The 1,138-nt window shown below is 34.4% G+C and carries 1 protein-coding gene; it reads right to left on the bottom strand.

Annotation, left to right across the window (positions count from 1 at the left end; all coding sequences use genetic code 11):
* Window positions 1–687: 687 nt before the first annotated feature.
* Window positions 688–915, bottom strand: coding sequence for an N-acetylmuramoyl-L-alanine amidase (locus V7014_RS18735; RefSeq protein WP_335509166.1), 228 nt, complete (start codon window positions 913–915; stop codon window positions 688–690).
* Window positions 916–1,138: the final 223 nt, after the last annotated feature.

The raw sequence follows: 1,138 nt of genomic DNA, 5'->3' as shown, positions 1-1,138 counted from the left end.
CGTTAGCAGCATAAGAAAAAGCCGTCTAAATGACAACTCTGTTCTTCTGCTATTGCTTCCTTTAACTTTAGTAATTCCCTCTCTATCATAGTTAGATTTGGGTTTATTCATTAAAGGAATGCTAGAGGGGAATAATGGAAATAATTATTTCCCCAACCATCAAACTATTGTCAGTTGGAAACAAAATAGCCACTGAGTTAAAAATACTCAATGGCTATTACATAGTCGCTATCAGCTTAGAGCTTTATTATATGCCTGATTTATTCAAATGTAAACGTTTTTTGAAAACGGTTTTAATACAATGAAATAGCTAAGTAGAATAAACTACCTAATGTCTAAAGCAGTGGTAAGTACTATTGATTTAGAGATAGCAACAACTTAATTATAATAGTGGATATTTATTCTTGAACAAAAAATAAGCCTATCCGAATGGACGGGCTTGTATAATTTGGTACCGAGAGGTTTCAAGCTAAAAGTAGGAATACATTTGTCCCTCTTAATTTATACATTGACTTTCCAACAATCCTGTTTTAATCTATTCTTCACGCATTTGCAAAGTAACATCGAGTTTGTTTTCAACATCTTCCTTAAAGGTTTCTGCTCCTATTTTAGATGTAAATGTTCCAGTATACAATCTGTAACGACTTCCTTCTTTCCTTAGATGTAATGTAACATCAAAAGCTTTCTCTACTTTTTTCGATTCGACATAAACGGACCTTCTACAAGAATAGATGTTGGATTAGTTTCTCGAAGCATGTGAAGATTGTCTTCTTTTACTCCACGATCTCTTAATCCCGTAGCATTAACAATCGATTTTTGAACAGCTTTAGCAACCTTAACAGCTTCTTTTAATGTATCTTTATAAACATATGTTTCGACCCCATGAGCATCTGTCCATTTTAAAAAGACGAGCATAAGCTCGTCTTAGAAATACAACTATTTTTAAAATAACATCATGAGTAAAGTTAATTAGTAATATTTTTTAAAACTAATAAGAACACTCTCACCAACAGCCTATATGTCCTGATGGATTGGATAGCAACAATCTCCATGACGGAAACCGCCATAGCCCATTCCAAAACCCGTGCCATAACCAGGATAGCCACCATAACCCATGCTAGTGCCTGGGAAACCACCA

It is taken from the genome of Bacillus sp. JJ722 (assembly GCF_036963345.1).
Classification (GTDB): Bacteria; Bacillota; Bacilli; order Bacillales; family DSM-1321; genus Bacillus_AD.
Note: the sequence above shows the minus strand (reverse complement) of the source record. Positions and strands in the feature narration are given on the sequence as shown.

What these genes read in the sequence shown, in the direction of transcription:
- V7014_RS18735 (WP_335509166.1), bottom strand. Translation starts at nt 915, where the DNA reads ATGCTCGTCTTTTTAAAATGGACAGATGCTCATGGGGTCGAAACATAT.